Here is a 24,699-nt window from a genome sequence, read left to right on the forward strand (position 1 = left end):
GTAGACCCACGGACTCTGACTCCTGAGGTTCTCGTTTCTTTTCAAATAGTTACCTTCCCTATCGTTGTCTAACGCCCTTACACAAATCAATCACTTACGGCCATAAGTGTCTAACTTTTGGACCGATATTCTGCGGAATTTTGCTTCCGAGATAGCACTTCCGCGATCGCGTCATTGGGTGAGTTTTAGGGATCGACTAGCTTGCTTGTCTAAGGCGACATCAAAGGGAGGGTTGGGTTATGCGCCGTGCATTGTTCGGGCTCGCATTCGCTGCACTGGCAACCTGGTCAACAGCCGCATCGGCGTGGTGGGATGAAGGCCACATGCAGATCGCGCTGATGGCTTACAACAAGCTGACGGACAACGCTCGCGCCCGCGTCGATGCGTTGCTGCAAATGAACGACGACTATCCTGACTGGATCTATGGTGTCGCGGCAGAGGACCAGGGCAAGGCTGCGGTCATGCGAGCGGCCGTTTGGGCCGACGACATCAAAACCAAGCCAGGCTATATCGACGATGGCAATTCCGGCTCAGTCGCAGGTGCCGGCGACAATATCGGCTACTCCGATATGCGAAAGCACAAATACTGGCACTTCATGGACATCGGTTTTTCGACGGATGGTACACCAGTCAAACCGGCTGATCCTGTTAATGCGCTGACACAGATCAGGCTTTTCACGGCGACGTTGCCGGCAAACTCGGGAGCCACCGACGATCTGCGGTCCTACGACCTGGCCTGGTTGCTGCACCTGGTGGGCGATGTCCACCAACCTCTCCACGCCACAGCAAGATTTTCGGCGGCGCATCCCGATGGCGACCAGGGTGGTAATTTGGTTACGGTTAAACCAGCGAAGGGTGATGAGCTGAAACTCCACTTTTATTGGGATGGCATGTTCGGCGGCTATGTCACCGTAAAGGGAGCGATCACAGACCTTAAAGACAGCGGTTTGGCGAATGCCGCCGTCGATCCGGCCAAGGCTGCCGAGGAGGATCCAGAGTTGTGGCTGAGCGAAAGCGCGGAGACAGCGAAAACATTTGCCTATGCCGAGCCGGTGATGTCCGGCGCGGGTACGGTGGAACTGACCCGAGCTTATGAGACGGCAGCTCGCGATACTGCCCGATCGCAAGCGGTATTGGCGGCGCAACGGCTGGCAAACCTCTTGAACAAAGCGTTCCCCTGACTGTCTCACTAACTGGCGGCCAGCAGGTTGAGCTGTCTAGGAGTTTGCGAAGTTCCGGGCGGTCCCGCACCGCGCTGTCAGCTTCCATCAGCCCACGCCGGAAGTGACTGGGTCCGCGATCACGCCATTTCCAAGTAAATTAGACCTCGCTAATTTTCAGATGCGGCGGTGACCCCAATCTCCGCCAGGTCGACGCGGGTTTCAGGCAATGCTGCACCGGCAGCCGCGTCGACCACCTTACGCTGGGTCAAGAATCTGCTATGTCTGGATGCGCGGCGGACCTGAATTCCGCTCGGCCAGCGCCGCCTTCCCTTCCCATTGAGCGTGGCGCTGGCCTTTCTTCGCCGCGGCGGCAATCAATAATTGCCGTTGTAATAGCGGTCGTCGCAGGGCGCTGTGTAGATGTTGCCGCGGCGGTCCTGGTAGCGGCACATCTGTTCGCCGCGGGGCTGCTGCGGGGTGGTGGCCGAGCCGACGACGGCGCCAAGCAGCGCGCCGCTGGCCGCGCCGATGACCGTGCTCTTGGTGTTGCCGCCGATCGCCTGGCCGACGAGGGCGCCGCCGGCGCCGCCGAGCAAGGCACCGGTGGTGGCCCGCTGCTGGCCTTCGGTCTGCGACTGGCACCCCGCGAGTGCTGCGGTCATCATCACCGCCAGAATAGCCTTCTTGATAATCATCACTGGAACTCCTTTGAAGCCCCGGGGACTGAACGGACGGGGGCGAACGAAGCCGATGCGGCTGCATTGCGGCGGAACGGCGGCGCGGCTTCTCACGAAGTGAGTCAGGGTTTCCCATGAGTTGAAAGCCATGGTTTCCAAAGCGCAAAGCCAGGAGCGAACGCTTCGAGTAAACTTAACTGGAATTGCCATTCGCTGACCGCTAGAATTGACCTTCGTCCGATGGTGCAAAGGCGATGGGTAAGGTTGCTGCGGCACGCGAACCTCCTCAGGAGCGGCGAAGGGTTCGCGCCGCTCAATACGTACGAATGTCCACAGAGCACCAGACTTATTCCCTTGAGAATCAGAAGGATGCAATCCGCAGTTATGCCGAGGTCATGGGGTACGACATCGTCGCCACGTATGAAGACCCGGGCCGTAGCGGGCTGCACATAGAAGGCCGGCCCGGCCTGAAGAAGCTGCTGTTCGACATTGAACACGGACTCGCCGATTACGAGACGGTCGTCGTCTACGACGTGAGCAGATGGGGCCGGTTCCAAAGCATCGATGAAAGCGCTTCCTACGAATATCGATGTCAGATGGCGGGTGTGCGGATCGAGTTTTGCGCCGAGCAATTCGCGAACGATGGCACCGTCGGGTCCGATGTGCTGAAGGCCATAAAGCGCAGCATGGCCGCGGAGTACAGCAGGATGTTGTCACAGCGGGTCTTTTTGGGCCAAGTGAGGATGGCCCGCATGGGCTTCCACGTGGGCGGAATCCAGGGACTCGGACTAAGGCGCCTGATGGTCGACCATTTCGGACAGCCCAAACTCATCCTCGCCCGCTATGAACACAAAAATTTCTCCACAGACCGTGTGACCATCGTACCGGGGCCACCGGAAGAGATTGCCACTGTTCGATTGATCTTTCGCCTTTTCGTCAGGTCAGGCAAAAGCGAACCTCAAATCGCAAAGTACCTGAATGACCGGGGGATCCTGAACGACTTCGGCCGGCCTTGGAAGAGCCATGGCGTGCGCCGTGTCCTGACCAACGAGAAATATATCGGCAACAACGTCTGGAATAGACGCTGCACCAAGCTGAAAACCAAAGTTGCGTACAATCCCCCGGACCAATGGGTCAGGGCGGACAACGCCTTTGAGCCTATTATCAGCCGCCAACTATTCGACAGAGCCCAGCAAATCTTGAAATCGCTTTATCTTCACATGAGCGATGACGAGATGCTGGCGGCCCTTCGAAACCTCTACGAACGGCATGGGAAACTGTCGGGCGATATCATCAACGCGGCGCCCGAATGCCCTTCGGCCTATCGCTATAGCGCGCATTTCGGAGGCTTGCTCGGAGCATACAAGCTGATCGGTTGCCTGCCGCCCAGAAAGTCTCATTTCATCGAGATCGACAGGCGCGTCAGGGATATCCGCCATCGCGTTATGGAAGACCTGCTCGTTGCGGTCGACAAGGCAGGCGGTCGCGCCTCGCAGGCCCCTGAAACGGAGATCATCCGCATCAATGGCGAGTTGACGGTCGCGCTCGCAATCGCCAGGTGTCGCGTTTCGCATTGCGCCTATCCTCGCTGGTCTTCGAGGGCCGTGCGAGAGGCCAAGGCGGATATTTTCGTCTTGATCCGCATGCAGCCGGGCAATCTGCTCATTCGCGATTACCTGATCGCTCCGATGCATGAAATCGTGGGATTCAAAGGAGATTTCCATGTCAACAATGGAATGAAGCTGGACGCGTTCGTATTCCGATCGCTCGATCCGCTCGTTGCGCTGGCCGAGCGAACATTCGTCGGGAGTGCCACATGACGGTGCGCCGCACGGTTCTAGGCCTGGAAGCCGCCGACCGCATTTTGCAGAATAACCGCACAAGGCACGCCGCGCTTTTGGAAAGGATGCAAGAGCCCAACAGGTGGTTCACCGGTCCCTGGCTGTGCAAAACCTATCAGGCTGAATGCCAGAGAACGCGGGACATGATCGCCGAAGCGATGATCTCTCGGCATCTGCTGGAGACGATCACCGAGGTATTTGGATATCCGATCAAACAGGAATCGTTCCGTCGCCTGCTGTCGGCCGAAAGCCTGGCCTCTGTGCCGAAGGCCCTGACCAAAGGCCCCACTTTGAACCTGCTCGCGGAGAGTTCGCCGCCTAGGCCCCTGGTCATTGGAGTTTCTCCCGAGGTGATCGAGCTTTTGCAGGATTGGAATGTGCCGCCACAGGTCTTCGCGTCCTTGCGCAAGATGCTTCCGGAAAGGCAGCTCAAAGCGGCAAGGCTGATGATCGCCCTGAAGAGAGTGAGCTTCCACTACGCGCAACTCCTCGCAACGCTTACTCCGGCTTCGCAGCTGGTGGATCCCTCCAGGCCGAGGAAGAAGTTTGTCGGGGTGACAGCCGACGAGCTGGCCATCATGGAAACTGAATTTGATGTGCTGAATGATGAATTTCTCTTCTGCGCCAGCCTTCGTGGCATCTGGGCGCTGGAGTTGATCGCGGCGAGGCTTGATCTCGACCGGATGATGGAAAACGCGCGGGTCGTCAGACACCTTGCGCGGGATTTCCCGGAGCAGCTCGCAAGGTTCCAAACGATACTCGACACTCCAGCGGGCCAGGAAGCTTTGCCGAGCCAACCAGCAAAAACCGGACGCACGCATTTTGTCTTTTGAGGTAGCGCCTTCGGGTTGCAAGCGCTCGGCCATCACCTCAGCCTCTCGGGAGGCTATGTATCTCCATCCGAACCGGCCCGCCCTTGTTGCAACTCGTGCAGAAAAGAGCTCGCTCGACCGTACTGAACAGGGCGTGCTTGCCATAGCGCCTGATCAGTCCTTCGGGCTTCACTTCGGCACGGTGCGAGCAGTTCATGCATTGGGCGCGCAGAACGTGCCAGCTACGCAGATCGCCCAGGGCAACATCCAGTCCCGGGTGAATGCTTCCGTCTATGATGGTCTGCGGTGGCAGCTTGAGCTCGCCTGGCGTAAGAACCTTCTCCATGACGTGGCGGCTGTTGTAGTGGATTAGCAGCATGCCGGGCCGGCGCCGCATCGCAGCGTGCCAGGCAGCCATGCTGACGGCAAAATCCGACGAGCGGCTGATGGTTTCGAGAAGCGTCTTTTCCTCCTCGCTGTCCCAAACCTCGATGCGGTAGGTGTCTTCGTTGCTGGTCATAGTGGCCGCGCCCTGTGCCACCCGCGAGAGAAGCCGCTAGAGACCGCAGCGCGCGACAGGGCAAGCTCGCGCTCGAGCTCAGCGTTTCTGGCGAGAGCCTTCAGCAAGGCAACCACAGCGTCGCCGCCGGCCGCCTCTATTGCGCGCTGAGCAGCTCGTTCCAACTCGGACACAGCTTCGCCGTTCGGCGCGTTTTGGCGCTTTCCCATTACCCTTCCTGCTCAGATGCACGTCAGAAATAAGGAACATATTCCTCTGTCGTCAAGCGCGGACTTGACTCCATGTTCTCTTTTCGTTCACTGTCGGCGCGATAGCCACAGCGGGTATCCGCTAGGAGAAAACCGATGGTTGAGGTGCTTTACGCTGCCGAAGGAAGGCAAGGCGAATTGAGTGTCAATATCGAGCGAGGTCGTCAAGAAATCGAGAAGGCGGTCAAGAATGCCTGTAAAATCTTGAACAAGCTCACGCCAGACGGCGCTATTTATGCGGCCGGCTGGCTCATGAGCGATCTGATCGTCAGCCTCATGCCCGACGAGGAAAAGGCAAAAGAATTGTCTCGTATCGTGAATGACCAGATCGAGCGCGAATTCAAGACCGCTTACGCCAAACTGGCGCGCGGTTCTGTGAATTAGCGGCGGGTAGCAAACCAGGGGCAAGACATGTGCGGTCGCTACACCAGATATCTGACATGGTCGGAAATCCATAGGCTCTACCGCCTGACGGCGCCGGCGGAAATCGGCCGCAACGACGAACCGCGCTACAACATCGCGCCCACACAGGACGTGCCTTTCGTCACCGCCGGCGAGGATGGCAACCACCGCTTGCGGGAGGGCCGGTGGTGGCTCGTTCCGTTCTGGGCAAAGGAGATGCCCAAGGCGGCCATGTTCAACGCCAGGATTGAAGGCGTCGACACGGCCCCAGCCTTCCGGGACGCAATCAAATCAAAGCGGTGCCTGATCCCGGCGGACGGCTTCTATGAATGGACCATCTCTCCGGCTGACGGCAAAAAGGATCCCTGGCACATCTACCTGCCCGGCCATGCGCCTTTTTCGTTTGCCGGGCTTTGGGCCTATAACTCCAATCTCGACGTCACCAGTTGCACCATCATCACCGAGCCTGCCGGCGAGCCGATGAAGAATTTGCATGATCGGCAGCCGGTCATTCTCGACCAGGCCTATTATGACGTATGGCTCAACCCTTCGACGCCGAAGGACGACCTGAAGGATATCTTGAGCCAGGACATCGACGGGCAGCTTCAGTTCAACCGCGTCGGCCGGGAGGTCAATTCGACCGTCATCAACAAACTTCCAAACGACCACCCTGCCCTGGTCGGGCCGACCAACCCGCTATGAGCGACGAACTGATCAAGCTTGCCGAAGGCATGGCGCCGGCTCCACGAGACCGCGCCAGGATATTGGGCCATTTTTGCGCCCATGAAGGATGCGCCAAGCATGCCGGCTTCGGTTTTGCGCGGCCGCGTCAGCAATCGACCTGGTTCTGCTTCGATCACAAGGCCGATGGCGAGCAATACCTTTAGGAGCGCTTATGTCCGACCATGTCCTTCCAGGCCAGAAGAAACCGAAGCTGATCGTTGTGGTTGCGTTCGACCGCGGTGACGATGGGGAGTTGTTCACGGCATACGGTCCGACTGACCAGCAGAGCGAAGAGCGCGCCACCCGCACCGCAAAGGGGCTTTCAGGGCAACATGTCGGCGTCCTTGCCTGGAGCCGGGACGCCGATCCTCTTCTTGGCGATTACGGACCGCCAACAGTGCTGTTTGCCAGCGGCGACGTGCCGGATATGGAGTAGCTACTCCGACAATCCCGGATCATGGTGCATTATGGCGTCGAGGATCGTGTGGCAAACGCTCTCGACTTCTTCGTGGATCTCGCCTCGCTTGATGCCAAGGGAATTCGCCTTGGTGCGAATAGGTCCCGAGCTACCAGCCTCGGGCAATCAGAATTCGGTGGATGCCTATCAACAACCTCTCCTTTTAATTGACACGTAAGCTGATCTAGCCGACCGATGAATTCTAAAACAAATGTCTAAGCGGCTGCATGAAATGAGCTTTTCGCTGCCAAAACTCTGGGACTTCCTGCAATCGCGACTCTTTCCGAGCGCCGGTGCGGCTTGGATGCGCGGCTCCTTGATAATCGCGTTCATTTTGCTGCTCGCGACAGGCCCAAACTTTCAGGTGTATCTCGTCGCACTGATCACTAGTGATTCTGCGGCTATCTATGAATCGGCTTACCAGACAGATTTAATCCAATTTCCAAGTTTGTCTGATTGGTTTCAGGCGGCATTATATTGGCCGTTTATTGTCGCAGCTTCTGTTGTTGTGATCTATTCGTTTTGGACACAATCTTATAGAAAAACTATTGAGCTGATTGCCATCTCGAGCTTTTTGATCCTCACTCTAATTGACGCTGGCATGGCGCTATTTTCAGGGCATTTTTCATCAAGTGATCTATTCCAAAACATCATAGCCAATTTGCTTGGAGGCATGGCTCTAGGATTCACTGCCGCGTTGATGTTGGCAATTTGCGAGTATACGGCCAAGATCTTTTCCGGACGAGCCTCCCGCGCGGTCTCCGGCGCGACTGCAATCGCTTTCGGTATTCTCCTCTTCACCGCAGCATACTACGCCTTGGACTTGTTCTACCGGCCCCTTCCCGTCCGCATCGCGATGGTCCTGAGCCACCCGGCACACGGTTCCCTCATAACGGATGCGACCGCTCCAAATCCGAACGAAAAATCTGACGACCCAAGGTTCTCGTTTGTTCCTGAAATTACGACAAATGGATTTGCTAATTGGAGGAAAGGTGACGGCCCTATGACGGTTAGGTGGGCAGCGCTCGGCACTCCGGCCACATTTGATGCCGAAATTACTTTCTTTGACGGTTGTGCCGACCGGGCCGACCTACCAAAAGCAGCGAGCGCGCCTAACAAATATGAACTTCCTAACGTTCGCAGCCTTGAATTCTGGGTAGACAGCGGCCTTTGGGATCTAAACGTGTTTGGGAATGGCGATACATCATCGGGCAAGTTCAAATTTTCACCTCAAGAATTTGTCTTTTTCTCGACAGATAAGAAAGCATCAGACGGTAGCATCGAATTAGAAGAATTCATAAAAGAAAAATCGACTCTAACTTATGAGAGCTCCGATTCGATAAGTTATTACGCGCTTGTGACGCCTTTTGTGGTTGATAATGACACAGTTGTTGTTCGACCAACAACTCTGCACGTCAAGATTGATGGAAAAGAAAATCAATTGCGGCTTAGCGTCGACAAGCCAGACAAAAATTGGAATAAACCGCTAAAATGTAAGCAGATATCGGCTCGATCGATATTGCCTCGCGGTTCCCTTGATATGAGTAGTATGAGCCTTTTGGGAGTTCTTGTCACGCTCAAGCCACGTTTAGGTGAGGTGTATGTCAACTCAACCCACGCGGTGATGGTCGATGGCGATAATGGTTGGGTTACAATTAAGGGCATGAAGTCTGCCGAATTGAACCATGGGGCTTCCGGTCGCGCCGAGGGAATTTTGGTAGGAGGAGGCCTCACCAGTATCGATATTAACGGGAAAGCTGAGATCACCAATGCGGCCGACAACTTTGATGCAGTTGGCGAATTTAAGGGCAGTTATGACACTTTGGGCCAAATTCGGTTCTCTGGCATAGCAAGGCTTTTGTGGAAAGACGAGATCCGTGCGAACCCTACGAAGTGGGAGACGCTCGATGGCGAACAACGAGGCTACTTGATAGCCCTAGCCGTCGCCGTGCTCAGTTTTGCGTCGGGGCTGGTGGTGGTCAGGTGGAGGAAAGGGGACCCACTTCAAGTTTAATGCGCTCCCGAACCGAATAATCTGTACTGAGACCGTGATCTGGAAGGCGCGACACACGTCCTTGCCCGCCTGGGCGCCATACGTCCAGGCGTAGTTGGCGCGCTCCTGATCTTTTTTACCGACGGCCATCATTCACTCTCCCAGTAGTCCAGCAGCCTGGCGTGCCGCAGCTTTTCTTCGCCCCTCAGGGTTTTCACCCTGCCGACCAGCCCAGGCTTCAGCCATTTGGCCTTGTCCTTCTTATGCCCCTTCGGCACCGGACCTCCAACCCTGCCCTGTACGCGGTCCCAAAGCGCCTGCCGCTTTTCGGCCTTGAAGGAGACAAAGGCGCCGCCCTTATAGCGCCCCTGCTCGGCCATGATCACCTGCGCAGCCTTGCCACGCTCGCGCTGCACGCCGATGATCTCCATCTCCTTTTCCTCGAAGCACTTGATCTTGCGCCAGTTGTTCGTCGGGCCGCTGCGATAGGCGCTGTCCTTGCGTTTCGAGACCATGCCTTCCAGTCCCCGCTGGTCGACGAGGTGATAGACCGCGTCGCCTGTGCCCGGCAGCGCTTCGCTGAATTGGATATGCCCGCCCGTGGGGATCATCTCCTGCAGGATCTCGCGGCGGTCTTCCGCCGGCATGCCGCGCAAATCGTGGCCGTTGAGGTGCAGCAGATCGAACGCCACCAAGTAGACATCCGGCGACAGCCGGCGCAGCCCGATGATGGATTGCATTGCATGGAAGTCAGCCAGGCCGGCGTCATTGATCATAATCGCCTCGCCCTCAAAGATGAAGGTCTCAGCCTCGATCGATGCGGCTTCTTGCGCAAGGTACACTGCGCAGATCGAAGCTTGCCTTAGAGCCCCACACTGTAAAACGCGCGCCGCGAACCTGCCTCGGCAACCTCGGCACAATTCTTCACCAGCAATGGTCGGCCAACATCCCACTATCATATTAGAGATTTCTAATTCTCATACATGACACAAAAGCTTGCAACTCGGAGAAAATTCGAAATTTACGACGTATTGGTTACTGTATACGAACACAAACTGTATCTATACTAGCGTTCATATTGTAAAATATTAATCATAAAACATGGCTTGATTAACAACTTCTGGTATGTCATCGTATAACTCAAGCACAAACTTCTTCACATCATTCCACCAGATACAGGCCAACAAAAAAGTTGACTGTTCTGGAATACTCATTTCCTCCAGCGATCGAGAAGAGCCATGCTTGACAAAATCATTGATGCGCTGAACGCCGTTCGACAAAATGTTGCTGCACACGACATCGCAGCTGGCGTAAGCGAGAACCTTTTGAATTCCTATTCGAAAGCACATCATCACCTTGAGCATCCGAAGAAGACCAATGTGTACAAGGGTAGCGGCGACCTCCCCGACCTCCGGCTCGGCTATGGCTATGACATAATGAAGCCTGGCGTTTTTGACCTTTCTCCAAACCCTCATTTTGATCGCGAAATGAGCCGGTGGCTGCTAGTGCAACCTGAGATCTTGCAACATCGAAGTACCGAATCCGTGCGGATTCTTGCAACAACGCCTCAACCAAATCTCAAACTTACCATTCCTCAAGTGGACTTAAAATTCGAGCTTAAGACACTGGGTAAGGAGATTACGATTTCGTTCTCCCTAACTGTTCTCTGCTTTGTGACAACCGACTCGGCAAGCCAATTGAGAATTGTGCCAACCTCGGCCAGAATTGACGACCCAGTAGCTCTTGAGAATGATGTGAAATCCGCCGCGAAGGCAGCAGGCATTCCTCTAGGGAAAATCGACTCTACCTGCTATGAACTCTGGGAATTGGTAAAATACATCGTCAATAACGTATTGGCCGCGCGGATTGCCGATTTTGTTAAATCGATCCCACTACCGTCTTTCATAAATGTATTTCAAGGATTCAATTTTGGAAACTTGAATGTGGCTGTAATGGAGAATTATGTCGTCGCAACCGCCACTATTTCTGGGAAACGTTCTATCATTAGAGATGAAGATGTATTTGATAACGTCTCGTCAAGTGAGCAGGCTGACGTCCTGCAAACCATTGCGGAGGATGCATTCGCGAAGGCCACTCGTGGCTCTGAGGAAATGAATATCCGAGATGCCGATGATGTTCGAAAGTTACCCGGTGGCGGATTCTTTCTGCTCCTGACGCAGAATCTATTCCAGAAACTTGCGGATAAATTTCTCAACATCAATGACTCTTCTGAACAGTGCAGCAGCTTTCTCGGCTTTGTCGACGGCTGCGTAGGGTGGGCGGTAAGGGTTTGGAACCCCAAGGTTTCGCTGAGGGCGCCCAACATGCTCGTTGACGTTGACTTTTCTGCAGAGGCATACGTCCAGGCGAGAGCTCACTTGCATTGCGTCACGACGCCTTGGCTCAAGGCCGGGGTGAAAGGAGAACCAGTTCCCCAACCCGCGAAACTCACCACTACATTTTATGGCAGGGGTGGAAATACCGTCTGGATGTCGGCTGGACCTCGGCCGTTTGCAATCAATTGGCTCCCCGAAGACTACGGATGGCCTCTCACTTTGATCATAGCAGCATTATTGGACATCCTTACCAATGTCGCCGTGAACCTATGTGCTCTGCTTGGTATCAAGTGGACAATCAAACTTGCCGATATTCCAACACTGATTCCTGGCACAGGCGTCACGGCCAGACCGCGAATTGACAATTCCATGACGAACTATAACGGCGATTTGGCAATAACAGGCGATGTAGATTTCAGTTGAAGCGTTATTCGGCGTGATCCTGCGAATCTTGCGGCTTCTTGAGGTCTAGGCCCGTGGAGAGCGGGTCGTGGACGCCGGCCAAGGCTGCCTTGATTTCATCCATCTGACGCTGCTCGTCGGCGAAGCGCCGGTCGAAGTTCTCCCAGACGCGCTCATGTTCATCACGGGGTACCAAGCTGGCCCGAAGATCCGAAATCCTTGTTTCAGTTCGGCTGCGGTCTTCGGCGTCCCGTTGGGCGCGCCACTCCAATTCTTGCCGCGACACCGTGTTTGCGGTGAGCGCTTGGATCGTCCTGTTCGTCTCTGCAGCAAGCATCTGCATGGCGCGGGCTCCCTCTATATAGGAAGCCTTCAGATCACTGGTTGACTCTCGGATCGGCCAGTACGCGAGCGCGCCTACAGCAAGGATTACGCTCAACCCGAACCCGAGAGCCTGATACTGCGGCTTGTTCTTCTCGGATATCGCGTTGCCGAGGGAAGCAATGGACTGACGAGTCTCGTTAGTGAACTGGGCGAAAGACTGCTCAATCTGACGAAAGCCCGATCGCATCTCGGCTTCGAGGTCCTTCTGCCGACGGGCAAGATTGGTGACGCGCTCGCCTAGTTGAGCATGGGCGGCGTCAAGATATTGCCGTGCGGTTTCGTTGCTGCTCATGTCATCCGCCATCTGGCCTTTGTCCTCGTATGCTTCTATTGCAATTCAGTCCGACGAGCAGCGCTGGCATTGGTGTGCAGATCGCACTCCGCACGGGTGTAGAGCTTCACCGCGCAGCCCGGCGCCATCGTGTGGTCGATCTTTTTCTGGTCGGCTATAGTCTTGCCCTGCGCGCCGGCAAGGCTGTTACCGAGGGCCTGTCGTAGCGGCGCGACACCGCTGACGCCCGAAGTCGTACACGCCGCTAGCGTCAATGCACTCGTCAAGAGACATGCGAGCGTCGATGCCCTTGCGTATCGCATCCTGGTTGTCCTCCTGGATCTTGGCACGGACCTCGTCGGCGCCCTTGTGCTTGATGAATTCGTAGACGCCGAGCGTCGCGCCCGAGGCGACCACGGCGATGACCGCCCAGGCAATGATGCCGCCGGCCAGGCGCGAGCCGCCAAGCCGACCGACAAGCACTGTGATGAGAAAGCTCATACGGGCGCCGTGCCGAGCGCCGCGGCTAGGCGTTTGGCCTGCCGGTTGGCGTACCAGCGATAGCCGGCGCCGCCGCAGACCAGTACGGCGCTGACAATAGCCAACACGACGACGATCTTCATGATGAATTCGCTGCCGTAGGACATTGGCGAGAGCTGATTCTGAAGATCCTGCAGCATGCCCGACACGCCGAGACCGCCGGCACCGGCACCGATCACACCATCTGCCGGCGCGGTGGACGGGGCTGCTGCCGCATCCTCGACAAAAGCCTTCGCCTGGCCGCCGTCAATGAAGTTGGCCACCTGGGGCACCTGACCAGTTGCCCATGCCTGACCGATTGCGCGGACCTCCCGAACGCGAGCCGTCCAGCCGTTGCCGAAGGTGGCGAAGGTGCCGAGATGCTTCAGGAAGGCCATGCGCGCGTTGCAGATGCGATCAATCAAAGCGTCGTTGTTCGTGTCCGCCTTCAGCGCGGCTAGCGTGCCCATGCCGAGGACGCCGTCAATGCGCCCTGTGTACGCAGGCCGCAATGCCTGCTGAAGCCACATGATCGAGCGGCTGGGTCCGGAATTCACGGCGCCGTCAAAGAGGACATAATCGACGCCGGCCGGAAGCGCATCGCCCTGGACCGCGTCCCAGTATTGATGATCATAGATGGCATTGAGCTCGTCGGTGGTAATGCCCTTCACCGGTTGCGTGGCGAGGCCCCTGCCCTTGCGATAGCCGTCATAGACGCGTTGGGTGACGCCCTTCATCGTCGGGCCGCCAGGGTCGGCGGGATGGTTCGAATAGCCGCCTTCATGCGCGAGCACGCGGGCAAGCGATTCCTTTTCACGGGAAACAGCCATGAGCTTTCCTTTCAGCTGATGATCGGTTGAATTGTATCGACCGGTGAAACCGGAGATTGATGATCAGGTGCTAATGCACGGGCATGAAACCGATGGTCTCAGCCGCTCTGCTTCTCGCCGCCGCAGGCGGCGCGGGCTATTTTGCTGACGACCTTTTGCATGTGGCGTCGGCGGCAACATCGGCCGTCGCTGCTCGATCGAAATGCAACATCAAGGGCAACATCTCGATCAACACCGGCGAAGAGATCTACCATGTGCCCGGCCAGAAATTTTACGACGAAACGATCATCCGGCCTGAGTTCGGCGAACGATGGTTCTGCTCTGAGGCAGAAGCGCGGGCCGCCGGCTGGAGGAAGTCCCGTCGATAAGACCTGTGGGGTAGTCGACTTTCAGAGTTGGTCGGGTTGCGGATTTCAGCCTTTTATTGTTGAGTGCGCCCTCATTCCGGGAGGGGGCTCCAATACATGTGAAAAATTCTTGTTCTTAGCCTGGTTGTGCTTGGCGGCTGTCAGGAACTACAGCCGGCAGGACCAGCCTTGCTGCAACAGCTTGGCACGACTTGCAGCGCCTACGGGTTCAAGCCGGGAACGGACGCCTATACGTCGTGCGTTTTCCGGCTTGACCAGGATCGGCTGGCGCGCAACCGGCAGGCGCTGGCCGACATCGGCCAGAACATGTCCGAGACTGGCGACCGGATGATGCAAAATGCCCAGGTGCGCAGACCGATCCAGTGTCAGTCCTACAAGGTCGGGACTTCGGTCAATACGAACTGCTTCTAGCCAAGCGATACCTGAGATTCGGAGCCGGACGGATGAAATATGACGAGCCCCGGGGCGATTGGGTATCACTGCCGAAGCCATGGTCTGAACTGCGGCAGGGGATGCGCGATAACGTCGCCGCCAAGGCCGGCGAAATCCGCACCTATGATGGCGGGCGGCTAGAGAAGGTCGACGGGCTTTGGGAGGTGATCATAAGTGGCGATCACCTCGATGCTGAGATCGTGCGGAACGCCCTTCGCAAGCCCAATTGAAGCGCTTACTGGCTGGGCGCCAGTTTCGCGCATTCGTCCCTCAGCCCGCCGATTTCCTGGCAGAGATCTACGGTGCCCAGGCGATTGTCATAGTCAGCAATTCCCATCCGTCTGTTATAGGCGGAAACCGTGTCTTTGAGCTGGGATACCCGGCCGGCGCGGTGCCCGCTTGAATAGGCAAACCCCGCGATCCCACCACAGATCACCAAGACACAGACAGCAAGCAAGGAGGGATTGCCCGCAGATAATCTTTCTGACACACTTTTGGTCATATCGTGCATGGCGTGAAGCGTTGTTGTCGCATGTAAGCGACCAGAGTATGGCGTAAAATTATGAACGCTTTCTTGGAAGTTCGAGCCTCTCGGATAGTCAGATGGTGGCAAGACTGGGCACCATTTTGCGCGGTATGCATCGCAGGCGTCATCTGCTTCTTCTGGACCGTTTATCTTCCAATAGTCGGCTTGCGTTATCTGCTGGGTTGGTAGCCGTCAGCGCGCAACCCACCTGCCCAGACGAACGCGTCGTGATGCGGCTGCGGGCCCAGGAAGCGGCGCTGCCAAATTGACAGTGTTGCCCGAAGGCGCCCCTGAGACGGTCGTATTGTGCCACTGTCTCTCAGCACCAGTGATAACCGCATCCAACTCGATGCCGATCCTATCTCCATTTGTTATCCCACTTACATCAACGAGATCGATGCTCGCAGCTGCGGACAGGGCAGCTGCGTTCAAAGCCGTTTTCAGGGCGAAAGTGTTCCGATAGCCAGAGAAACCATTCCGCTCGATGGTCGCACCGACGGGCAGATAGCTTTCCACGTTCTGGCTATAGCAGAGCCGACCTGTGTCGGTTTCGAGATCGCGCAACCGGAGCATTGGCGCAGCAAACCCCTGTTCAAAGTCAATGCTTTCGATAACGGTCGCGCCAACCCAGCCCGACGCGCCGACGAAGAAGGAATCGACGCTCGGGTGTATCCAAAGCCAGTTGGTTGAGTATTCGTAGACCGTTGCGCCGGTTCGAGCGATAGACTGGCCGTTACTCCCCTTTGCATAGTACGGGGCATTGCCGGAGAGCACTGCTCCGGAGGCATCGAAACAAACCACCGTGGCCGCACGCGAGCCATTGAGAAAATTGAGGAACGCGGCTTGGGTGGTGTTGGCCTTCTTGTATATGTGGCCGATCGCCTGACCCGAACTGGACACCACAAGTTGCCCGTCACCGTTGGCCCTCGAAGTGCGGGCAGTGACGCCGTTCGTCAGAAAAGGCGACGGAGCGGCATAGCCCCCGGTGGCACTATCATACAGAACGACGCTAGGAACGCTGATCCGGCCTTCGGCTTGGATCGGAAAGAATTTTTCGCCCTGAAACCGTCGCACCAGATTGGCGCCGCCGGTCGGCCTGTTCGACATGTCACGCAAGGTGACGAACAGCCGTTTCAGATCCGGCGAGACAATGTTAGCGTTGTCGATGCCGGAAGCGCTCAACAGATCGATATTGAATGAGGCGAACCCGACCGCAGAAGGCACATTGATCAGCGCAAGCGTGTTGGCGAAGGCGCTATAGCTTTCGATGCGCGCGTTCTTGAAAAATACCGTCGTTAGATTGCTGGTGCTGCTGAGCGTCGCATAGACGAAAGCGGCATGGCCGACTCCCGCAGAGCCACCGTCGATGCCGATTTGCGGGGTATCGATCAGGACCTCTTCGATCGCAGCTGTTCCGGCCAGCGTCAGCTTGAACGTGCCGCGAGCGGTGCAGAGCTGGTTGGTACCGATGTACCAGGTGCCGCCCCGGAACTGATTGTTGACGAAATAGCTGGTGCCGGCCAGGTCGCAATGCACATGCGAACCGTTGTTGTAGAGCGTCAGAATGTTGAATTCGTTGCTGACCCAATTGGTGTTTGCCGCAACTCCGTCGAAATACAATCCTTCGTCGAAGCCGCGGGAATGCAGCCAGAGCTTGCTTTCCGCCATGCCGCCGAAATGAACGCCGCGCGTCAAGGCGACGGTCGATTTGTCGGTGCTGTTCTGCACCTCAAGCCAGATGCGCGCCTTGCGCAGGACGTTGGTGCCGGTGCCGCCGACCTTCACAGCCGACATGCCATCGAATGTGCCGGTGATCAGCGCTCCTTTGCCATTGATCTCGTTGATGTCGCGGAAATCAAGCGTGGTAGAGACGGCGTAGCTGGTTGCGACGGGCGGGATATAGAGCGCAGCATTGGTAGCGCGACAGTAGGCGGCAAGCGCGTTGAATGCCGCCGCATTGTCGGCCGCTCCCTCATAGGCACCGAACATGGTTGCCGAGGCTGGGCTTTCATTCAATGCCCAATAGCCGCCGTTGAGAGCGCTGGTCGTGCCATCCGGAAGATACCTGTCGGTGTCGTGCCGGAAATAGGCGAGCGCCGGCAGGCCGCGCGCGGTGATGTCCAGCAGGCTCACCCGCGACCACCTGCCCCCACCGACCAGCGTGGCCGGCGCCAGGTAGTTCGGGGCGTAGAATTCCAGAGCAAGGGTCTGGATCTGCGGGGCGACAGGCTGGCTCCTGGCCGTGGCGAGTGAGGGACGGAAGCCGCGCGTCAACAGAAGCTCCAGCGGCCCTGCCACTGCCGCGCCGGTGCCACCATGCATGCTGTCGACCCGGCCGTCATTGTCGGCGTCATAAACGGACTTCGGCATCATGCCGTAGCCGCCGACATCGATACCGCTGAGGATATCGATCACGGCTGCGCCGAGGTAGTTCTGCAGAACATCGCGCAACAGCATCGGGCTGGCTGGGTCGAGCGTCGACAGGTCGACGCCCGAGCCGATCAGCAGGCCGCGCAGATTGCCGATGATGCGGTTCCAGTCATCCGAGGTCAGCTTGGTCGAATCGCCGTAGACGCGGCCATTGCGAGCCCAGGAGAAGCCGTCCTCGTGGACGGCCTCCATCCCGGCGGGCGCAGTCAGTTTCTTGATGACGTCGCGGATGCCGAACAGGTCGGGTGCGGACATGACTTGATCCTGAAAATTGGATGCTGAAATAAAGGCCGGGAGGACGGTCAGACCTTGATGATGTAAAGCACAGCGAGGTTCCTCGGTCGGGTTTCCGGATCGCCAGTCACGACGTTGATGCTGTCCATTTCGTTGCCGGCTCCGCCGGTATCGTAGCCCTCGGCAGTCACGCTTTCGCCCGTCTTGGAGGGCCTGGCGAAGCCGACATGCGTCGGGTTGGAGGCATTGGTCATGGCGATCGTCGCGCCAGCACCATTGATGCGGGCCGGCGTCGTGGTTTTTGGCGCGGCGGTTGCCCAGTCCTGAAAACTCGCAATGGCGCGGCCTGTATCGACGTTGCGGCCATCGTCGAAGCCGCGCACGAATTCGCCGCGCAGGTCGGGGACATTGAAGGTGTTGATGGCATCGCCAGCGCCCCAGCTGGTGCCGATGGCGGTGAACAGCGGCGCATAGGTGACGCGGCTGACTGCCTGGCCGTTGCATTTCAGCCAGCCAGTGGGTGGGGTTGCGGCGCCGAACATCGAGATGCAGCCGGGCGGAACCTCGATCGACGGCACATCGCCGACCGACAAGGCGGCCAGCAGCACCGACAGAGCTTGCCAGAGCTGCGTCGGATCATCGGGGTTCGGGGTCAAGCCGGCCATGGTGATGACCTTCAGGATCTCGTCTTGCGTGTCGTTCAACACCTTGGCCGGAGGAATTGAGCCATCGAGCCCGGCGGCCTTGTTCTCATCCCAGTAGGGGACGCGCGCGTCGGAGGGCGGCGCGTTGCGCGGATTGACGAACTTCATTGGAAATCCCTTTGATCAGGCGGAAAAGATGACTGTGGTCCAGGCCGGCTTGAGCGCCTCGAACAGGCAGATTAGATCGGCGGGCAGGCCGAGCTTGCCGAGCGGCGTTTCGCCCATGCGGCCGACGCCCATGCGGAAGTAATCGACGGGAACGCCCGGTATCTTGACGATCCAGACATATTCCGAGGGATAGGCGCCGCCGAGAGCGTCACTGCCGCCCATGGCCGAGGCACCCATGCGGAAGGGGTTCGGTTCCTCGATCGTGATGGCGTAGCCGGCGTCGGCCGCCAGCTTGATGAAGTCGGCCGGCGTGATGGTGCCGCCGGAACGGATCTTCAGAAGCAGCGATCGCATCCGCTGGTCGATCGTCTGGTCCGGACCAAGGCAAGGGTCCGGAAGAGCGTATTCCATTTCCCAATCTTCGAGAGAATCGATCAGCGTCACCGCCGTCGATTCCATGGAAACGCGAAACAATGCGCGGTAGGCATCGGCAAGGCCGGAACCGATCGCGCGCCAGAACCGTGCCAGAACCGATTGCGGGTCGAGCGCCTGGTTGTCCGGCGTACCCCAGGCCGCACCCTTTGGCAGTAGCGCGGTCAGGAAACCCTCGGCCTCCTCGTCGGTTGGGTCCGACAGCGCGTCGCCCTGCACAGGAACGCTGTTGTCGGGGTCGCTGGGCGCGAAGTGAAAGAAGGCTCGTTCGTCCTCGCCGATATAGCGCGGCCAGCGCATGGCGGGGTCAGACATAATTGATCGTTCCCAGCACCGGCATGTGGCCGTCAATATAGGTGATGTCGCCGGAGGGCTGGATCAGTACATGGCTGTCTTCGCCGACCGCAAGGCTGATGGCTTCGGCAACCCATGACCGCGAAAGCGCGAAGGGGGAAGCAACGACGCCCGGCCGAGCCCGCTTGACAAGCATGGCCGCGATCGAGGCTGAAATCGCCGCGCGCGTCTGGATCGTGTCCGTGATCAGCATCGATATGGTGACATCGAGGGCCAAGGGAATCGGCGCCGAGACCGACAGGACAGCGCGGATCAGGCGCCGCGCCTCCAGGGATTCCTGCACGATGGCAATGTCGCCGGCTTCCGGAATGCCATTCTCGCGGCCTTCGAAGAGAAACCAGACGCCAACCGTCCCCGGCGCATCGGCGAAGGGCAGCGCCCAGGCCTGACTGACACCGGGCACCTCCCGGGCAAATTTTTCATAGTCGGAATAGGCGCCGCCCTGCGGCGGCCAACGTTTGCGGTCGAGGATGCGAGCGAGAAGGCTGGCATCGAGCTCGGTATCGGCGCCGCCCCCGATGCCGTCTGCCGCCACGGTCGCCTCGAGGTCGAGATTTGGAAACTGTGTCGGGTCGGCGCGCTGCATCGTCTCGCCGGCCGCGACGTTGGTGACCGCGCCATAGTCGGCGGACAAAAGCAGAAGCGTCACGACGCCGGCAAGATCGGAGCGCGCGTCGGTTGCTGACTGATAGAGGCGCGCGCCAAAGATGAAGCCTATACCGGCAGGGTAGACCGTGTCGGCATAGCCGTTGAGGGTAACATAACCCTCTGCTCGCGACATCGGCCTGCGATAGATGCCAAGCTCTGCGCCGTGGCGCTCGAGGTGCTGCTTGCTCGCCGTCGAGGCGAATATCTGCTGGTAGAGCCAAGCGCCGCGCAAATGCATGTCGTGCAGGCCGGCGGCGAACGTCTTGACGATGGCGGTCAGATTGCTCGGCGAAACCAGGGCATCGGTGCCGGGCAGATAGCGACGCAAGGCGCCGCGCAGCCGGGCCGATATCTCAGTTGGAGAGAGGACGGTCCAGGCCACGCAATTGCTCCGTTTTGTTACGTCTCATGCCGCGCATCGGCCGCTTGGCGGCCTGCGGCTCCGGCGGGGCGCGCCGTCAGGCGCGGCGCCCAGTCGGGCTTGCGGCTTTGCCGTTATTCAGTTGGCCAGAGGACGATCCAGGCCGCGCAGCTGCTCCCACAGCACGCCGAAGCGCTGGTCGAAAACAACCGCGCCTTCGCGGTCCTTCAAGGTGATGACGAGGTCGATGCGGCGCTGCGCCGGATCGGCGGTGGCGACCACATCGACAGATGAAACCGCCTTCTGATCGACAAGGGTTTGCAGCCCGGCGCGCGCGTAATCCTCCGCCCGCAGCGCGGTGGCGTCGCTTGCGGTCGAGCGATGCAGCAGCCAGAGCTTGGAGCCGATCGGCGTCTCGCCGAGATCGGTGCGCAGGTCGAAGCTGTCGCCGGGCCAGCCGCGGTTCTGCTCTTCCGGCGGCAGCTCGTCCGGCTCGACCCGGGCATCGGTCATCAGGCAGAGCAGAACGGCTGTCGCTAGCTCGGCTCGCGCGCGCAGGCCTTGCGAATTAGCCTTGTCATCACCGGCAAGCGCCCAGTCGCCGCTGACGCCATCCCAAACGGTATCCGGCGACAGCAGCGGTTCGCCGTCGCCTGCGAGCGGAACGATGCGGATCATTTTTACCTTGGATATAAGAATGTATTTTAACGCTTCACTTAGCCATTAAGACCGCAATTCACGGGCCCCTCATTCTTTGCTATCGGTTGACTAACGTCTCCGGCTAATTGAACACACTACAGGTCTACAGCCAGAATTCAGTCGTTTTCACCAAAGGACGAGTGCTCGCTACTCTGATATGTTTCCTCTGATCGTTATGAAACTTTCGACGCAGTGGCTTGCTCCACGTCAAAATGAACGTGCGTGTCATGGCCAGGTAGATTCACTGCGACCGGGTTAGCAGGAAACGCCTTGTTCGCAGCTTTTATGACATCATCACTAGAATAGATGACTCTGCTCACACCACTGCCTAGAAGATATACAATTGTGTCTACAACTTTCGTCTTCGAGAAAGTCACATTGTTTAGGCGAAAATAGATTGAAAATAGGTCACCGCGAGATAAGACAGGAGAGCATGCCGTAATCTCGTGCGCTTCGCTCTCCGCGAAACGAAGCTGCGCAAAAGTGATGCCCTCGTCGTTCAGTGACCTGATAATATCAAACGCTTGAAATTGCCGCGCTTGCATCAGCGCCTTTCGTTCGAATCTCACCTACCGTGGCGGAATATGCATTTTGATCACTGTCCATCACGACGCCCCCTATGTTGCCACAACAATCGCCCGCCATTTTACTTTTTTCATTAAGACGATTATATTACAAGCTGCGATATAGTGAAAAAACCAGCAGCTATTCGCACCAACGGAATTTCCCATCGAGCACGCTGAATAAACTCAGCACTCGTTTATCTAGAATCTGAGCAAAACCCTCTAAGTGCTTGACTATAATATATATCGCGCTCAGCGAAAGCGTCTGATTTACATTATCCGCATCTTACCACTCGCGCGCGATTAAACAAAATTGATAAACCTCACACGAGTTAACTTTATCAATAGAGTACACAGAAATTTGATTTGAGAAAAATAATTTCGGCTGCTTCATCTGTGATGGGAGGACGATCAAATGACCGAAATCATCGAAAGCCGGAAAGCCATTCAAGCAATTGAGTCCCGCCTTAGACCAGCAGCTGGATTAAAGAAAATACAGAAATATCAATACTCGATCGCCGGCAACACAACGCTGACGTTATCCGATGGATTTCTCGCGGTACAGAAATGCACTGGCACTTTGACAATTCAAACGGCTTCCCCAGACGGCGTCATTGCCACGATATTTTTCACAAACGACAACAGCCAGATCGTCCCACCGAAATTGGTCGGAAAGAATGAACAGTACCGCTTTTACGAAGCCAGTGCGCCAAGCACCCTCCAAAGCGCCTACCTTTCAGCCCTTCAAAGCGGGTCAGTGCAACTCCTACTAACAAATGACTCCGTGTTCTCGCTTGAGAAGGCCTAGCGGAGCCAACAACGCAATGACCGCCTTTAACTACTGACTGTGATGGTTGCTGTTGCCGCCGGCATTCAGGATGGTGCCGGTCGCAGTGATGTTTCCGTCGACGTACAGGTCGCCTTTCAAGTTCCAGGTGCCGCCGGTCAAGGTGATGGTGCGTGAACCGAAATCCATGGTCACCCCTCCGGCGAACAGTTTGATGATATTGCCGCTCGCGTCGTAGAGCGCCGACGCGCCATCCGGAATATCCGGCCGGTGCTCGGCGTGCTCAATGCCCATCAGCATCGCCTGCGTGCGCCGGCCGGGCATCACCATGGCAACGCCGATAGCGCCCTTCGGCGGCCGGCTGGCGGCACCGTGCGGCTGCACGAAAAGGAGATCCTTGAACGTCTCGCCTGCCAAGCCGCGACCGGAAATCAGCAACTGACCATTGTCGAAACGCGAACTGTCGATCTCGAAACGGGTCAGGTGCGCAGAAGACTTCATGATCTTTGCCTCACGGGCTGTATCGCCTCTTCGCGGCTGGCCCTCCGCCGGGGCGCGCCATCAGGCGCGACGCCCGGTCGGGCTTGCGAGCGTTGCTCGATACTCATCGGGCCGAATACTCCGCTTTTGGTTCTGGTGCGGTCCAGCCTTTGTCCGACTTCGAGCCCGAGGACGATCCGCCGAGCGCGCGCGGTTCGGCGAGCGTCAAGGTGGCGCGCGTGCCGTCGCTTTCGGCCTTGGTGTCCTGCGTCAATTCGACGGATTTGATGACCATCATCTGGTCAAGATAGATGCGGGGGTGCCTGACATAGACCAGCCAGTTGGGTGTCCAGATCTTCCCGCCCTGATCGCGCCAACCGACAACGGAAATCGTCGCGCTGACCGCCAGACCAGTTGCGGCGCGCACTTCCCACTCAACGGCGTTCTTCATGTGCGAGGCGGTGGCCTCGCCGTCCAGCACGATAATCTTGGGCCGGCTGCGGCCGGCAGCGGACGCCTTTGCTTCGGGGCGCAGCGCCTGCGCAGTGACCCCGCGCGATTGCTGGCCGCGCACGATGGTCGGATTGAACCTTCCCTCGCCCGAGAATTCGGCGCTGGCCGAGATGATGTTGATGCCCGCCGCAAGTCCGCCCGAATGCGAGCCTTCCGGTTTCTTGACAATGGCGAGTTTGCCCTCGGGCGTATCATGGATGATCGCCGCTTCGGCGCGCGCCAATGGTTCCAGCGTCGAGTAGAGCGATTCCCCCGGCTCGATCTGGTGCTTGGCGATCATCTCGAACGAGCCTTTCGCCTCGATGCCGATGCCAAGATTGTCGAAGGCCTCCCCGATGCCCTTGATGTCCTTGTTCTCGACCAGGCCGGTCTTGTGCAGGATTGATGTTTCCACCGCGTCGACCGTGCGCGAGACAAGCGTGATCGTCGCCTGCCAGTCGCCCGGTCCCTGGTCGGGGCGGAGATCCCTGACGTAACCTGTCAACAGCAATGTGCCGTTGGCGGTCAGGGTTGCCTTGTCATCAGGCCATGGTGGCGACACGCCGGGCGGTATGTGACCGGTGATCGTGGCGGTGCGAACGGCCTCCTCGGCCGAGATCGAAATCGACACGTCGTGCCAGGGCAGGAAGATGCCGCCCGCCGACACGCTAATGGTCTCAAGCGGCATTTTTCATCTCTCACTAGCGACACGCAATGTGGTGCGTTCCGAGCAAGGACTCGGACGTTGCGAGCCCACGCCAACGCGTGTACGTTGCGGCGGCGCGCGCAGGCATTCCGCCTCACCATCGCGCATTTTCAATGGAAGCAAAAACTCGGTTTCACTCGCTGATGCGCGCGGTGTGCGTTGGGCACGGTTATTGTGGCGGACTGCACGGCGACAGATTCATGCATGTCACCGATTACATTCCGCAGTCCGGCGATGTGACAGCGGACCAGTTCGTAGAATGGGTTTTTCTCGCCGAACATGGCGGTCAAACGTATCGACCGTCTCCTATGCTGGATCGGCACCGTGTGAGGCTGCGGGCCTTTTTTGTCGAGCACATGGGGGCTGATGTCGTCGATGCCAGCCAGTTGAGATGGGAATGAAGGGCTATGTGTTAGCGTCGCATCAACCCGCCATATCCGACGTCGGCCAAATCAAGAAGGGACGACTGTGAAGACCTATTTCCTTGAACAACTGCGAGACGAGAAGCAGGCGCGACGCGCGTTGAGCACTACCCTGCCCGGACAAATCGAGCCTTGGTTGCTCTCGATGCCGGAAGGCGACGCTATTGCCTATTTCAACATTACAAACTTGGAAGACGATGGCGGCTTGGCGATTCAGGCTGAATGCAGCGGCCGCCACTTCGAAAAAGACGAGGTTGTGTTGAATGTTCTGCGGGCTCTGCGACAGACGCTTGGGGGTATCCTACGAGACGATTTCGATAATTATCTGCCCTGAGTACGCCGCCGGATCGAGTTGACTGGTTGCGCGAGATTTCA

At 57.8% G+C, this 24,699-nt stretch carries 29 protein-coding genes; 15 read left to right on the plus strand and 14 right to left on the minus strand.

The genetic code is table 11. The features are described 5' to 3' along the window. The first annotated feature begins 239 nt into the window (after positions 1–239). Positions 240–1,181, plus strand: coding sequence for a S1/P1 nuclease (locus tag A3A9_RS0102355; protein ID WP_027057344.1), 942 nt, complete (start codon positions 240–242; stop codon positions 1,179–1,181). Between the two features lie 356 nt (positions 1,182–1,537). Here the strand turns inward: A3A9_RS0102355 and A3A9_RS0102360 are convergent, their stop codons facing one another. Then, positions 1,538–1,858 (minus strand): YMGG-like glycine zipper-containing protein, encoded by a 321-nt coding sequence (locus A3A9_RS0102360; RefSeq protein ID WP_027057345.1) that lies wholly within the window; start codon positions 1,856–1,858, stop codon positions 1,538–1,540. A gap of 236 nt (positions 1,859–2,094) precedes the next feature. Between A3A9_RS0102360 and A3A9_RS0102365 the strand changes: the two genes are divergently transcribed. Together A3A9_RS0102365 and A3A9_RS41680 are read left to right on the plus strand one after the other, a co-directional pair. Next, a complete protein-coding gene (locus A3A9_RS0102365; RefSeq protein WP_027057346.1) occupies positions 2,095–3,660 on the plus strand; it encodes a recombinase family protein in 1,566 nt (521 codons plus the stop codon). After that, positions 3,657–4,514: a plasmid partitioning protein RepB C-terminal domain-containing protein gene (locus A3A9_RS41680; protein WP_051370665.1), complete on the plus strand. Its 858-nt coding sequence runs from the start codon at positions 3,657–3,659 to the stop codon at positions 4,512–4,514. Before A3A9_RS0102365 ends, A3A9_RS41680 begins: the two co-directional genes overlap by 4 nt. A 37-nt stretch (positions 4,515–4,551) precedes the next feature. Here A3A9_RS41680 and A3A9_RS0102375 read toward each other — a convergent pair whose 3' ends face one another. Then, positions 4,552–5,013, minus strand: a complete 462-nt coding sequence (locus A3A9_RS0102375) for a hypothetical protein (RefSeq protein WP_033838264.1) — start codon at positions 5,011–5,013, stop codon at positions 4,552–4,554. A gap of 344 nt (positions 5,014–5,357) precedes the next feature. Here A3A9_RS0102375 and A3A9_RS0102385 point away from each other — a divergent pair, with 344 nt between their 5' ends. The 5 genes from A3A9_RS0102385 (at position 5,358) to A3A9_RS0102410 (ending at position 8,857) form a co-directional block, all read left to right on the plus strand. After that, entirely contained in the window at positions 5,358–5,645 is a 288-nt protein-coding gene (locus tag A3A9_RS0102385; RefSeq protein ID WP_027057349.1) for a hypothetical protein, read from the plus strand. A 27-nt stretch (positions 5,646–5,672) separates the two neighbouring features. Next, positions 5,673–6,365, plus strand: coding sequence for an SOS response-associated peptidase (locus A3A9_RS0102390; protein WP_027057350.1), 693 nt, complete (start codon positions 5,673–5,675; stop codon positions 6,363–6,365). Beyond that, positions 6,362–6,550, plus strand: coding sequence for a hypothetical protein (locus A3A9_RS38110; RefSeq protein ID WP_033838265.1), 189 nt, complete (start codon positions 6,362–6,364; stop codon positions 6,548–6,550). Before A3A9_RS0102390 ends, A3A9_RS38110 begins: the two co-directional genes overlap by 4 nt. 8 nt (positions 6,551–6,558) lie before the next feature. Continuing rightward, a complete protein-coding gene (locus A3A9_RS0102400; protein ID WP_027057351.1) occupies positions 6,559–6,822 on the plus strand; it encodes a hypothetical protein in 264 nt (87 codons plus the stop codon). Between the two features lie 253 nt (positions 6,823–7,075). Then, the gene (locus tag A3A9_RS0102410; protein ID WP_152536041.1) at positions 7,076–8,857 is read left to right on the plus strand and encodes a hypothetical protein; all 1,782 of its coding nucleotides are present in this window, start codon (positions 7,076–7,078) and stop codon (positions 8,855–8,857) included. Between the two features lie 128 nt (positions 8,858–8,985). On the opposite strand, the gene A3A9_RS38115 is transcribed toward A3A9_RS0102410, so the two are convergent. Then, positions 8,986–9,678, minus strand: a complete 693-nt coding sequence (locus tag A3A9_RS38115; protein WP_245278959.1) for an ATP-dependent DNA ligase — start codon at positions 9,676–9,678, stop codon at positions 8,986–8,988. Positions 9,679–10,074: 396 nt separating this feature from the next. Between A3A9_RS38115 and A3A9_RS0102425 the strand changes: the two genes are divergently transcribed. Further along, positions 10,075–11,595: a hypothetical protein gene (locus A3A9_RS0102425; protein WP_152536043.1), complete on the plus strand. Its 1,521-nt coding sequence runs from the start codon at positions 10,075–10,077 to the stop codon at positions 11,593–11,595. 4 nt (positions 11,596–11,599) lie between these two features. Here the strand turns inward: A3A9_RS0102425 and A3A9_RS38120 are convergent, their stop codons facing one another. From A3A9_RS38120 to A3A9_RS0102440, 3 genes are all read right to left on the minus strand, one after another. Further along, positions 11,600–12,262, minus strand: a complete 663-nt coding sequence (locus A3A9_RS38120) for a hypothetical protein (protein ID WP_033838266.1) — start codon at positions 12,260–12,262, stop codon at positions 11,600–11,602. Between the two features lie 174 nt (positions 12,263–12,436). Next, entirely contained in the window at positions 12,437–12,730 is a 294-nt protein-coding gene (locus A3A9_RS41685; RefSeq protein ID WP_051370667.1) for a hypothetical protein, read from the minus strand. Then, a complete protein-coding gene (locus A3A9_RS0102440) occupies positions 12,727–13,578 on the minus strand; it encodes a glycoside hydrolase family 108 protein (protein WP_027057355.1) in 852 nt (283 codons plus the stop codon). Before A3A9_RS0102440 ends, A3A9_RS41685 begins: the two co-directional genes overlap by 4 nt. An 83-nt stretch (positions 13,579–13,661) precedes the next feature. On the opposite strand from A3A9_RS0102440, the gene A3A9_RS0102445 reads away from it, so the two are divergent. From A3A9_RS0102445 to A3A9_RS43810, 3 genes are all read left to right on the plus strand, one after another. Beyond that, a complete protein-coding gene (locus A3A9_RS0102445; RefSeq protein ID WP_245278960.1) occupies positions 13,662–13,946 on the plus strand; it encodes a hypothetical protein in 285 nt (94 codons plus the stop codon). A gap of 168 nt (positions 13,947–14,114) precedes the next feature. Continuing rightward, a complete protein-coding gene (locus A3A9_RS38130) occupies positions 14,115–14,357 on the plus strand; it encodes a hypothetical protein (protein ID WP_033838267.1) in 243 nt (80 codons plus the stop codon). A 32-nt stretch (positions 14,358–14,389) separates the two neighbouring features. Continuing rightward, on the plus strand, positions 14,390–14,608 hold the full coding sequence (locus A3A9_RS43810) for a hypothetical protein (protein WP_152536044.1): 219 nt from the start codon (positions 14,390–14,392) through the stop codon (positions 14,606–14,608). 5 nt (positions 14,609–14,613) lie between these two features. Here A3A9_RS43810 and A3A9_RS0102460 read toward each other — a convergent pair whose 3' ends face one another. The 6 genes from A3A9_RS0102460 to A3A9_RS0102485 form a co-directional block, all read right to left on the minus strand. Then, the gene (locus A3A9_RS0102460; protein ID WP_152536045.1) at positions 14,614–14,889 is read right to left on the minus strand and encodes a hypothetical protein; all 276 of its coding nucleotides are present in this window, start codon (positions 14,887–14,889) and stop codon (positions 14,614–14,616) included. A gap of 207 nt (positions 14,890–15,096) precedes the next feature. Continuing rightward, entirely contained in the window at positions 15,097–17,361 is a 2,265-nt protein-coding gene (locus A3A9_RS0102465) for a hypothetical protein (RefSeq protein WP_152536046.1), read from the minus strand. Between the two features lie 275 nt (positions 17,362–17,636). Continuing rightward, on the minus strand, positions 17,637–18,380 hold the full coding sequence (locus A3A9_RS38135) for a phage tail protein (RefSeq protein WP_063827760.1): 744 nt from the start codon (positions 18,378–18,380) through the stop codon (positions 17,637–17,639). A gap of 15 nt (positions 18,381–18,395) precedes the next feature. Further along, the gene (locus A3A9_RS0102475) at positions 18,396–19,127 is read right to left on the minus strand and encodes a putative phage tail protein (protein ID WP_033838268.1); all 732 of its coding nucleotides are present in this window, start codon (positions 19,125–19,127) and stop codon (positions 18,396–18,398) included. Next, positions 19,120–20,196 (minus strand): baseplate J/gp47 family protein, encoded by a 1,077-nt coding sequence (locus A3A9_RS0102480; RefSeq protein WP_027057360.1) that lies wholly within the window; start codon positions 20,194–20,196, stop codon positions 19,120–19,122. The genes A3A9_RS0102475 and A3A9_RS0102480 overlap by 8 nt, the downstream gene beginning before the upstream one ends. Positions 20,197–20,313: 117 nt before the next feature. Continuing rightward, positions 20,314–20,853, minus strand: a complete 540-nt coding sequence (locus A3A9_RS0102485; RefSeq protein WP_027057361.1) for a phage GP46 family protein — start codon at positions 20,851–20,853, stop codon at positions 20,314–20,316. A 999-nt stretch (positions 20,854–21,852) separates the two neighbouring features. Between A3A9_RS0102485 and A3A9_RS0102495 the strand changes: the two genes are divergently transcribed. Then, complete coding sequence (locus A3A9_RS0102495) at positions 21,853–22,245, plus strand: hypothetical protein (RefSeq protein WP_027057363.1); 393 nt, start codon at positions 21,853–21,855, stop codon at positions 22,243–22,245. Positions 22,246–22,275: 30 nt separating this feature from the next. Here A3A9_RS0102495 and A3A9_RS38140 read toward each other — a convergent pair whose 3' ends face one another. Together A3A9_RS38140 and A3A9_RS38145 are read right to left on the minus strand one after the other, a co-directional pair. Then, positions 22,276–22,725 carry a phage baseplate assembly protein domain-containing protein gene (locus A3A9_RS38140; protein ID WP_051370670.1) on the minus strand — a complete coding sequence of 150 codons (450 nt, stop codon included), beginning with the start codon at positions 22,723–22,725 and terminating at the stop codon, positions 22,276–22,278. A gap of 103 nt (positions 22,726–22,828) precedes the next feature. Continuing rightward, complete coding sequence (locus tag A3A9_RS38145; RefSeq protein ID WP_051370671.1) at positions 22,829–23,884, minus strand: phage baseplate assembly protein; 1,056 nt, start codon at positions 23,882–23,884, stop codon at positions 22,829–22,831. 218 nt (positions 23,885–24,102) lie between these two features. On the opposite strand from A3A9_RS38145, the gene A3A9_RS0102510 reads away from it, so the two are divergent. Both A3A9_RS0102510 and A3A9_RS0102515 read left to right on the plus strand, forming a co-directional pair. Then, positions 24,103–24,303 carry a hypothetical protein gene (locus A3A9_RS0102510; protein WP_152536047.1) on the plus strand — a complete coding sequence of 67 codons (201 nt, stop codon included), beginning with the start codon at positions 24,103–24,105 and terminating at the stop codon, positions 24,301–24,303. Positions 24,304–24,370: 67 nt separating this feature from the next. After that, entirely contained in the window at positions 24,371–24,658 is a 288-nt protein-coding gene (locus A3A9_RS0102515; RefSeq protein ID WP_027057365.1) for a hypothetical protein, read from the plus strand. Positions 24,659–24,699: the final 41 nt, after the last annotated feature.

The organism is Mesorhizobium loti CJ3sym (assembly GCF_000472785.1).
Lineage (GTDB): Bacteria > Pseudomonadota > Alphaproteobacteria > Rhizobiales > Rhizobiaceae > Mesorhizobium > Mesorhizobium loti_E.

Excerpts from the sequence above, each read along its gene's own strand:
- A3A9_RS0102485 (WP_027057361.1), bottom strand. The coding sequence starts at position 20,853 with ATGATCCGCATCGTTCCGCTCGCAGGCGACGGCGAACCGCTGCTGTCG.
- A3A9_RS0102460 (WP_152536045.1), bottom strand. The coding sequence starts at position 14,889 with ATGCACGATATGACCAAAAGTGTGTCAGAAAGATTATCTGCGGGCAAT.
- A3A9_RS0102445 (WP_245278960.1), top strand. The coding sequence starts at position 13,662 with ATGAAACCGATGGTCTCAGCCGCTCTGCTTCTCGCCGCCGCAGGCGGC.
- A3A9_RS41680 (WP_051370665.1), top strand. The coding sequence starts at position 3,657 with ATGACGGTGCGCCGCACGGTTCTAGGCCTGGAAGCCGCCGACCGCATT.
- A3A9_RS0102390 (WP_027057350.1), top strand. The coding sequence starts at position 5,673 with ATGTGCGGTCGCTACACCAGATATCTGACATGGTCGGAAATCCATAGG.
- A3A9_RS0102365 (WP_027057346.1), top strand. The coding sequence starts at position 2,095 with ATGGGTAAGGTTGCTGCGGCACGCGAACCTCCTCAGGAGCGGCGAAGG.
- A3A9_RS0102425 (WP_152536043.1), top strand. The coding sequence starts at position 10,075 with ATGCTTGACAAAATCATTGATGCGCTGAACGCCGTTCGACAAAATGTT.
- A3A9_RS38145 (WP_051370671.1), bottom strand. The coding sequence starts at position 23,884 with ATGCCGCTTGAGACCATTAGCGTGTCGGCGGGCGGCATCTTCCTGCCC.
- A3A9_RS0102440 (WP_027057355.1), bottom strand. The coding sequence starts at position 13,578 with ATGGCTGTTTCCCGTGAAAAGGAATCGCTTGCCCGCGTGCTCGCGCAT.
- A3A9_RS43810 (WP_152536044.1), top strand. The coding sequence starts at position 14,390 with ATGAAATATGACGAGCCCCGGGGCGATTGGGTATCACTGCCGAAGCCA.
- A3A9_RS0102375 (WP_033838264.1), bottom strand. The coding sequence starts at position 5,013 with ATGACCAGCAACGAAGACACCTACCGCATCGAGGTTTGGGACAGCGAG.
- A3A9_RS41685 (WP_051370667.1), bottom strand. The coding sequence starts at position 12,730 with ATGAGCTTTCTCATCACAGTGCTTGTCGGTCGGCTTGGCGGCTCGCGC.
- A3A9_RS0102410 (WP_152536041.1), top strand. The coding sequence starts at position 7,076 with ATGAGCTTTTCGCTGCCAAAACTCTGGGACTTCCTGCAATCGCGACTC.
- A3A9_RS0102465 (WP_152536046.1), bottom strand. The coding sequence starts at position 17,361 with ATGCTGTTGCGCGATGTTCTGCAGAACTACCTCGGCGCAGCCGTGATC.
- A3A9_RS0102475 (WP_033838268.1), bottom strand. The coding sequence starts at position 19,127 with ATGTCTGACCCCGCCATGCGCTGGCCGCGCTATATCGGCGAGGACGAA.
- A3A9_RS38140 (WP_051370670.1), bottom strand. The coding sequence starts at position 22,725 with ATGAAGTCTTCTGCGCACCTGACCCGTTTCGAGATCGACAGTTCGCGT.
- A3A9_RS0102360 (WP_027057345.1), bottom strand. The coding sequence starts at position 1,858 with ATGATTATCAAGAAGGCTATTCTGGCGGTGATGATGACCGCAGCACTC.
- A3A9_RS0102385 (WP_027057349.1), top strand. The coding sequence starts at position 5,358 with ATGGTTGAGGTGCTTTACGCTGCCGAAGGAAGGCAAGGCGAATTGAGT.
- A3A9_RS38135 (WP_063827760.1), bottom strand. The coding sequence starts at position 18,380 with ATGAAGTTCGTCAATCCGCGCAACGCGCCGCCCTCCGACGCGCGCGTC.
- A3A9_RS38120 (WP_033838266.1), bottom strand. The coding sequence starts at position 12,262 with ATGGCGGATGACATGAGCAGCAACGAAACCGCACGGCAATATCTTGAC.
- A3A9_RS38110 (WP_033838265.1), top strand. The coding sequence starts at position 6,362 with ATGAGCGACGAACTGATCAAGCTTGCCGAAGGCATGGCGCCGGCTCCA.
- A3A9_RS0102510 (WP_152536047.1), top strand. The coding sequence starts at position 24,103 with ATGCATGTCACCGATTACATTCCGCAGTCCGGCGATGTGACAGCGGAC.
- A3A9_RS0102355 (WP_027057344.1), top strand. The coding sequence starts at position 240 with ATGCGCCGTGCATTGTTCGGGCTCGCATTCGCTGCACTGGCAACCTGG.
- A3A9_RS0102495 (WP_027057363.1), top strand. The coding sequence starts at position 21,853 with ATGACCGAAATCATCGAAAGCCGGAAAGCCATTCAAGCAATTGAGTCC.
- A3A9_RS0102400 (WP_027057351.1), top strand. The coding sequence starts at position 6,559 with ATGTCCGACCATGTCCTTCCAGGCCAGAAGAAACCGAAGCTGATCGTT.